We start from the raw sequence: 7,967 nt of genomic DNA, 5'->3' as shown, positions 1-7,967 counted from the left end.
GAGTACTCCTGACTAATACTGCATTTACTACTAACAATTGAATTACTACTGTGGGAATAAATACCAGTGCGACTGGTACCTATATATAAAAGACTAAAACAAAAATGGTTGCTGTGACAAGTGTCACATTCCAAATACCTGTAACAGGCTTTCTACGACAGGAACGGATCAAAATTATTTGCTGAGTACATTTGTAACTCACTGTAATTATTGGTATTTATTGATGAGTTTTTTTAGTTCGCTTAATGCCGGTGTTGAAATGTGTCAGAAAAGTTAATATCGATGATAAATTAGTGCGCTGCTACTGATATTAATAACTAAGCTGAACTTATGACGGGAACTCACGGAAATAAAAGGAAAAATTCTAATCCAGGTTTAATTTCACTCATTACTGGCTTTTTGATTCTCAGGCATCGAAGCGTTGGCTGGCAGATTGACATAGAATGTGGAGCCTTTACCCAGGTTGCTCTTCACGCTGATACCGCCCCCCATCATCTGGCAGAATGTCTGGGATATTGCGAGTCCTAATCCTGTCCCGCCATAACGCCTGGTAGTGGAGTTATCGGCCTGGGCAAACGCACTAAAAATACGAGAGCACTGCTCGTCTGTCATGCCAATACCGGAGTCTTCAACAACGAAGGAAATCCAGTTTTGGTTTTGTACAAAGTATTGATCTATGGTCAGTGTGATGGTGCCATTCTCGGTAAACTTGCTAGCGTTACTCAACAGGTTATATAGCACCTGTCTAAGTTTGGTGAGGTCGGTTTGCATGATACCTAACTGACGCTGCATATTAAGAACAAGCGTATTGTTTTTGCGTTTTATTAATGAATCGATAGTATCTACCGTATCCAGGATAACTTTCTTAATATCCACCGGTTCAATATAAAATTCCATTTTTCCGGCTTCAATTTTGGATAGATCAAGGATCTCATTGATCAGTGACAGTAAGTGTTTACCTGCCGAGTTGATTTTGCGCAAGTCTGGCGTCAACTGCTTGAAACCTAATTCTGTTGCTTCGTCTTCCACTATCTCGCTATAACCTATGATTGCATTCAATGGCGTGCGAAGTTCATGGCTCATGTTTGCCAGGAACTGACTTTTTGCAGTGCTGGCTTCTTCTGCGCTCATTTTTGCAATCAGGGCTTTACGCGCTTCCTCTTCAGCAATTTTACGTTCGCTAATATCTATTGCATAACAATTAAGAATTTCCTGTCCTGTCACAGGGGCGAAAGTCCAGAGAAATGTTCTGTCCTGATAATTAACTTCGATCTCACGCAATGTATCCTGTGTTTGAATGCTTGAATTCATCAACTCGAGTAAGTCATCAGGCAATATAGAAAAAATGTTACTTTGATCCAGGCCTAAACGATTCAATGTTTGAATTGCAATGGGATTCATGTATTGCACGATACCGTTTTGTTTAACGGACAATACAATATCGGGCGAGTTTTCCGCAAAAGCAGCAATGCGTTCCAGGTCGGCCAGCACTTTTTGCAAGTCAGATGTTTTTTTGTTAACCGTCGTTGAGGCATTATTCAGCGCCGTGCCCAGTTTTTGCAGTTCAATGGCACTATAGTCGATCGGAACGAGGTTGCCATTGGATTGATGTATTCTTTCCGCGAAGTGTGTGTAACGTTCTATGGAAGCTAGTGGTTTGCGGAGTATCAGAAAAATAAGCAGCATGACTAAGGTAATTTTAACCAAGCCATCAATAATACCCGCTTTCCATTTGTGTTCAGCTGCATCCTCAATTTTGGACAGGGAGTATGTGAGTTTTACCCAACCTATATGTTCCCCGAGGTAAATGGGTTGCCAGGAGATCAGTTCAGAAGTGAATTTATTGATTATCTGCAGTTTATCTACTTCATCAGGCAACCTGACTGGGGGATCGCCATATTGAGCCACTGGTTCACTGTCATGCAGCCGGGTAACGTTACCCAGTAAATTGCCCGATTTATCCGATATTTGTATTTTTTTAATATCATCAAAACGTATTGAACGAAATAACAATAACTCTAATGCGGTGTAGTCGCGGGTTAGCAACAGCTCGCCACTGGTTGATGCAAGATTTTCAGCAAGTATGCTTGCCTGGTATTTCATGGCGCTCGATATACGTTCCACTTCTCTTTGTACTTCAGAGTAAGTAAAGAAAATAATCGAACTCCCAATTAGCAGTGAAAAAATCAGCTGAAGTTGTATACTCAGCCGCCTGGGCCACAACTTCGAGATGGTTTTCCTGAGGGTGCTTAACATTGCCAGGCAAATTTTAATCTGTCAGTTAGCCCGAACGTTATGCTATTTTTTCTTTTTGTCAAACGGCTCAATTAGTTTTCTAACGATGTCGTATTCCGCATCACTAGTAGGCGCGAATCCATTATATTTCTTATCGAGTGCTTTTATGACAGGAAAGTGGTCTGGATTATTGGTATCTAAATCCAGGAACGCTTTTTGTAGTTTTTTCAGCATTGGTTTGCTGATATTTTTACTGGCAGCGATGTTATAAGGAGGCAGGTCTGGAGATGCGTAGAGGATGCGAATGCCTTTGCCTTCCCATTTATAAGCCATCGTGTCTTTTAGTATACCGGCGTCGAAGTCCCGGTTCAGCACTGCACGAACTATGTTGTCATAGTGACCGATGAATTCATAACGACCGAGTTTATCCAGGGGCATTTCTGCTCCGACTACAACCGCACGTTGCAATAGCGCTGCTTTATCACCAAACGCAAATGCTTTACCCTCCAGGTCAGCCACAGTTTTGATGGGACTGTCGTCGCGCACTACAATCATAAGCTGAAAGGAAGCTTTGTTCTTGGTGACTGTCTTGGCGATTAGCTGAGTATCACCTTTCTGATGAGAGCGAATGTAGGCAACAGGTGTCAGGTATGACAGTTCAACTGATCCTTTTGATATTTCCGTAATAGCTGCAGGCATGTTGGGCGAAAGTTTTAACACAACAGGCTTGCCCAGTGAGTCACTTAAATATTTTGTTAACGGTAGCAATCTTTTTTGCATGACCGCTGGTATATCCATGGCGACAGAACCAAATCGAATTTCTTTCTTGTCTGTTTTGGCCGCGACATTGTTAACAAATAACAAAGCGAAACATGAAACCAGGATGACAAGTCCAGGATGAAAAGAGCGTGACATGAGTGTCCCCTTATTTAGCACCACACCAGGACGGGCATTACCGACGTCTGGCATCGTTCAACGGTTAAAAAGATCCCTGTCAGGTTCGATGACCCAACATTACAAAAAGGCAGTAATGCTATTTAGAATATCGGCAAGTTACTGATTATTTTTAGATCTTTGCACTAAATTAGCCTTGTTTTCGCATGTTTTTTTCCCGATACAGCGCTACTGAATTAGCATAGAATCATTACTCTCAAGTCAGTAAATTAATCGACAAATCGGTTTTAATATTCATGCCAGTGTTTTGAAATACAGGAATTGTGATATAAGTTTGTCTATAGATTTCGCTTATCGATTGAAATTGAAGGGATGTTGGCAATGAATGGCAAGCATATGGAATTTATCGGGAAAATCATCCAGGTTGAGGTACGCCAAATAACCTTACCGAATGGTCACCAGATGGATATGGAAGTTATTCACCACCCGGGTGGCTCGGCTGTGGTGGCACTCGATGACAGGCAGCAAATTTGTTTGCTAAAGCAATACCGCTGCGTATTTGAAGAATGGTTGTGGGAACTTCCGGCCGGGAAAAGGGATCATCAGGAACCGCCGATTGAGACGGCGCAACGGGAGTTGGCGGAAGAAGCCGGTATATTGGCGGAGCAATGGGTTGATTTGGGACCGATGACTAGCTCACCCGGTGTATTCAGCGAGCAAGTCTATTTATATCTTGCCCGGCAGTTGTCTTCAATTGAGCCTGATACCGCGCCGGATGAAGTTTTACAAGTGCACTGGCTACCTCTGACGGAGGCCTATCAGTGGGTGATGAGTGGCGTTATTACTGACGCAAAATCAGTGATCGGAATATTAAAAAGTTACCAATTACTTAAGGAGGGTGGGGGTAACAGGATTTAGAACAGAATGCCGAGGCTGATAAAATCTATGTCGTCGTCAATTTGAGTATATTCCAGTTCAAATTTGATGATTTTCAAGCTGAAACCGAGCCCCAGTCCCAGCGATGTAGAGGTATCATCTGCACTATCTCCCAGGGTTTGCGCGGCATCCCAGCCGACATAACCAGCCCGTGCTTTTAAATAGATAAATCCCGGACTGCGATAGGTCGCGTAGGCGCCAACGGTGTCGATATTGAGCTCTTTTCCCCCGATTTTTCCGTCTTTTACCGTCGTGGTGAATTCACCTTCAAATCCCAAATCGCCAAGCGCAACACCGAATTCGTAGCCAATGGCAACACCGGCATTGATGGGGTCATCAGCATCTGAAGCATCCAGTTGCATTGGGCCACCTTTTGCTCCAAAGGTAAGTCCCGCTGCCTGGAGGTTTGTTGATACCAGTAAAATTGTCAACGCAACAACAATTGCTGGATTAAATCTGCGACATATCATAAAAACTCCATGAGCATTTTTCCTACCGAAGCAAGCATAGCACATAACCAACTGATTGCTTCTCAACTATGTGCTTGTATAGCTCAACCTGTGAAGTAGGGGACATACCGATATCACTTTCTATCCAGCAGATTAAGCGGCTTTATTCATAGAATCATACATATGATTGCGTTGTGTTACGGGCTGTTTTATGCTGAATTTGACCTGATTAACCCAGGATGTAAGTTGGTTATAATGAGGTTTTGTCAGGCGTGGAGCGGATATCCTGTAATCTCGGGGGTTTTTGCAGGGTATCTGGATAGGAGAATATAAAAATAATAACAGGAAACAATTGAGGTAATGTGATCATGAAGAAACCAAACAAAATCTACGCAGTTATTGCGCTGGCTTCTGGCATTTTGGCGCTGCCGGTCGCGGCTTTTGTGAATATGATTTTAGGTATTGCGATGTTGAGTTTGCCCGTGCTTCTAATATTTCAGGCCAGCGAATAACGTCAAACTTGGTTGACGGTTTAAATTATGAAAAATGCTCCACTGACTTATCGCTCAGTTGGGGCATTTTTTATTTATTGAAAACAGTTTCTCAACCTGCCGTGTTAAGTGGGGTAAAATAGAGCTGTATTTTCAATCTTTGATTTACTGTACAAAGGAACCATTGTTTTTTAACTAATCAATTGGCGCGACGGGCGTTAATGGAATTTTTATAAAAAAACCAGTTCTTGGGATAATAATAAAAAGGGGTCAAAAAGCATTACGGACAGTTCTTAATTCATGTCTGTAATGACTTTTAGAGTGATGGTGAAGCAAAGGCGAATTGCATCTGTTGCAGCGTGCCTGTTTATGGGCTGGCTGCTAATTTCCTGTGGGGAAAGCAGGGAAGTCACACTGCCTGTTGTCCAAAAAAACAGTCAACCTGGTCTTGATCTGGATGGTATCTTTTCCGATCCTGGTCTCGAACAATGTATCCTGTTAGCCGCCGCACAATTCGACTGGAGTCAAACCAACGAAGTCGTGGGTTCATTGAATTGCTCGGGGCGCGGCATCTCTGATTTAACCGGTATCGAGCATCTAACCGGAATAACATCTTTGAATCTTGCGGATAACCAGCTAACGGATATCGCGTTGCTTGGCGCTCTTGTTAACCTCCGAAACTTAAACTTAACCAATAATAAAATCAGTAACGTTTCAAGCTTATCTCAATCCGCCAACCTGATTAGTCTTTATCTTGGAAACAACAATATCGCTGACATCGAAAGTCTTTCATCGATTGCTGGATTGAGAAACCTGGATGTTAGTTTCAATGCAATTGAAACTATTACTCCACTCGGAGCACTCATCGAGTTAAGGTATCTGAACATTGCTGAAAACAATATTCGGGACATTGCCGCGCTCGCAGCACTGGTACAGCTGAATGAGCTTATTATCGCGGGGAATCTCGTGGATTCCCTGTCACCACTTGTTGATTTGACGATGCTGGTATTTCTCGATGCCAGCCAAAACGCTATTCAGGATATCTCGCCTTTAGGTAATCTGGCAAATATAAAGATATTGCTACTTTACAGTAATCAAATTCAATCCATAGACACTTTGGAAAATATGATTGCGCTGGAGAAACTGTATTTATCAAATAACCGTATCAGTAACATGGCGGCGGTTACAGGATTAAATAATTTGACTGATTTACTATTGGATGGGAATCAAATTACCGATATTAGCGCGCTTGGTAATCTGGCAGCCCTGGAGAACTTGTTGCTGGATAATAACCAGATTAGTGACGTCACTGTATTTTCAAATAACCAGTATCCTGTCCTGGTAAATATTGGTTTATCAAAAAACGGGATCGCTGAGCCGGGAGCTTTGGCTAACTTGACGACATTAAGGCGTCTGAATCTGGGTCACAATAGTGTGTCGACGACTGACTTTCTAGCGAGCCTGTCGGCACTGGAAACGCTGTTACTGGAATCTAACTCCATTGTAGACATCAGTAACTTATCAGGTCTTGTAGAGTTACGCTTGTTAAAACTGGATAACAATAACATTGTCAGTATAGATGCATTGGCGTCATTAACGAGCCTGGTGTTTTTATCCTTATACGGCAACTCAATTAGCGATATACGCGCGCTTAATTCATTGCTCGAGCTGGTGTCATTAAACCTTTATGGTAACCGGATAGCTGACCTTAGTGCTTTAGAAGGGCTAAACAAGTTACAGCAATTGTGGTTGCACTATAATAATATCAGTGACCTGTCCGGGCTGCAGAATTTGTCGCAATTGCAGGTTTTACATTTAAGTGGGAATCAAATTAGTCAACTTGCACCTATCCAGTATTTAACAACGCTTGAATTACTTAGCCTGGATAACAATGTGCTATCCGACGTTAGTGCTTTAACGGGTCTCACTAACCTGGTCGAGTTGAGATTATCAGGTAATCCGGCGATAAGCTGCCAAAGTCTTGGATTGCTGGTTTCTTTACTTGGCTCCCCACCTGTTGATGTTGATGGAAATGTTAATACCCAGGACCGCGTGGATCCTGGCGTAAATTGTGTCTAAATTCGAACAGTCTCTATCCGGCATCCCGTCTTTCAGTGATCGAAAATTGTCCAGGTTTGTGGCATTTGTTGTGCAATCGATAAGCGTACAATATTGAAATTTGGGGAATTTCGGTAAAATTGGGGAATGAATTCGTAAAATTTAGTGATATAGACCTCGAATGTAGCGCTAGTCGGGCAACCAGCTTCTACAATGTTGTTATAATACCGCCCGCGAAGAAAAAGTGAGACAATTCAACAACACACGCCATCATTGGTATAGGAATCAAGCATGAAGTTAGTCATTAAAGCGTTTGTAGTGTGGTGCACGATATGGGCTGCCCCGACGTTTGCCAGCGATTTTTACGCAAGCATGGCGGCGGCGGTGAATAGAATCGACATTGCCGACGATGAGGTAAAACCTTTCGTGGGCACTTTAAAACTTGGATATGAATTCGCAGATAACTTTGCCCTGGAAATACAATATGGTATGGGTATGGATGATGACGAAAATTCACTGGATCAGAAAATTAAAGTTGATTCACAAGGCGCTGCCTTTTTAAGGATTGGTAGTGGTTCCGCTTATAATAATGTTCGTCTTTACCTGCTGGCAGGTTATTCTCAAACAGAATTGAGTGTTGATGGTGAAAATCCCACTGATGATGATAAATACGATGGATTTGCCTGGGGAGTAGGTGCCGAGGAATTTCTGCAATCTATAAGAAAACTGGCGTTTGTTGCAGAGTACTATCGCTATTACAACAGGAATGAAGTCACCATTGATGCGATCAGTTTAGGATTTCGTTATAAATTTTGATGTAATATGAATGTGTCGCCTAACAAGTAATAACATAAGTTAGATGAAATTTTTTTCGCGCATCCTGACCATTAAAACCAACGATAAT

Annotated in this window: 7 protein-coding genes; 4 read left to right on the top strand and 3 right to left on the bottom strand. The window is 42.3% G+C overall.

Going from position 1 to position 7,967, the window contains the following annotated elements; all coding sequences use genetic code 11:
* Positions 1 to 381 precede the first annotated feature (381 nt).
* On the bottom strand, positions 382 to 2,124 hold the full coding sequence (locus tag ACWVCM_RS09340; protein ID WP_455201472.1) for a sensor histidine kinase: 1,743 nt from the start codon (positions 2,122 to 2,124) through the stop codon (positions 382 to 384).
* 174 nt (positions 2,125 to 2,298) lie between these two features.
* The gene (locus ACWVCM_RS09335) at positions 2,299 to 3,150 is read right to left on the bottom strand and encodes a PhnD/SsuA/transferrin family substrate-binding protein (RefSeq protein WP_455201471.1); all 852 of its coding nucleotides are present in this window, start codon (positions 3,148 to 3,150) and stop codon (positions 2,299 to 2,301) included.
* Positions 3,151 to 3,510: 360 nt separating this feature from the next.
* Here ACWVCM_RS09335 and ACWVCM_RS09330 point away from each other — a divergent pair, with 360 nt between their 5' ends.
* Positions 3,511 to 4,047 (top strand): NUDIX domain-containing protein, encoded by a 537-nt coding sequence (locus ACWVCM_RS09330; RefSeq protein WP_455201470.1) that lies wholly within the window; start codon positions 3,511 to 3,513, stop codon positions 4,045 to 4,047.
* Here ACWVCM_RS09330 and ACWVCM_RS09325 read toward each other — a convergent pair.
* Positions 4,044 to 4,535, bottom strand: coding sequence for an outer membrane beta-barrel protein (locus ACWVCM_RS09325; RefSeq protein ID WP_455201469.1), 492 nt, complete (start codon positions 4,533 to 4,535; stop codon positions 4,044 to 4,046). The two genes, ACWVCM_RS09330 and ACWVCM_RS09325, sit on opposite strands and share 4 nt — an antisense overlap.
* A gap of 347 nt (positions 4,536 to 4,882) precedes the next feature.
* Here ACWVCM_RS09325 and ACWVCM_RS09320 point away from each other — a divergent pair, with 347 nt between their 5' ends.
* The 3 genes from ACWVCM_RS09320 (at position 4,883) to ACWVCM_RS09310 (ending at position 7,879) form a co-directional block, all read left to right on the top strand.
* Positions 4,883 to 5,026 carry a hypothetical protein gene (locus ACWVCM_RS09320; protein ID WP_455201468.1) on the top strand — a complete coding sequence of 48 codons (144 nt, stop codon included), beginning with the start codon at positions 4,883 to 4,885 and terminating at the stop codon, positions 5,024 to 5,026.
* Positions 5,027 to 5,305: 279 nt separating this feature from the next.
* Complete coding sequence (locus tag ACWVCM_RS09315) at positions 5,306 to 7,084, top strand: leucine-rich repeat domain-containing protein (RefSeq protein WP_455201467.1); 1,779 nt, start codon at positions 5,306 to 5,308, stop codon at positions 7,082 to 7,084.
* Between the two features lie 270 nt (positions 7,085 to 7,354).
* Positions 7,355 to 7,879, top strand: a complete 525-nt coding sequence (locus ACWVCM_RS09310; RefSeq protein ID WP_455201466.1) for a porin family protein — start codon at positions 7,355 to 7,357, stop codon at positions 7,877 to 7,879.
* The last annotated feature ends 88 nt before the right edge of the window (positions 7,880 to 7,967 follow it).

It is taken from the genome of Kaarinaea lacus (genome assembly GCF_975902315.1).
Note: the sequence above shows the minus strand (reverse complement) of the source record. Positions and strands in the feature narration are given on the sequence as shown.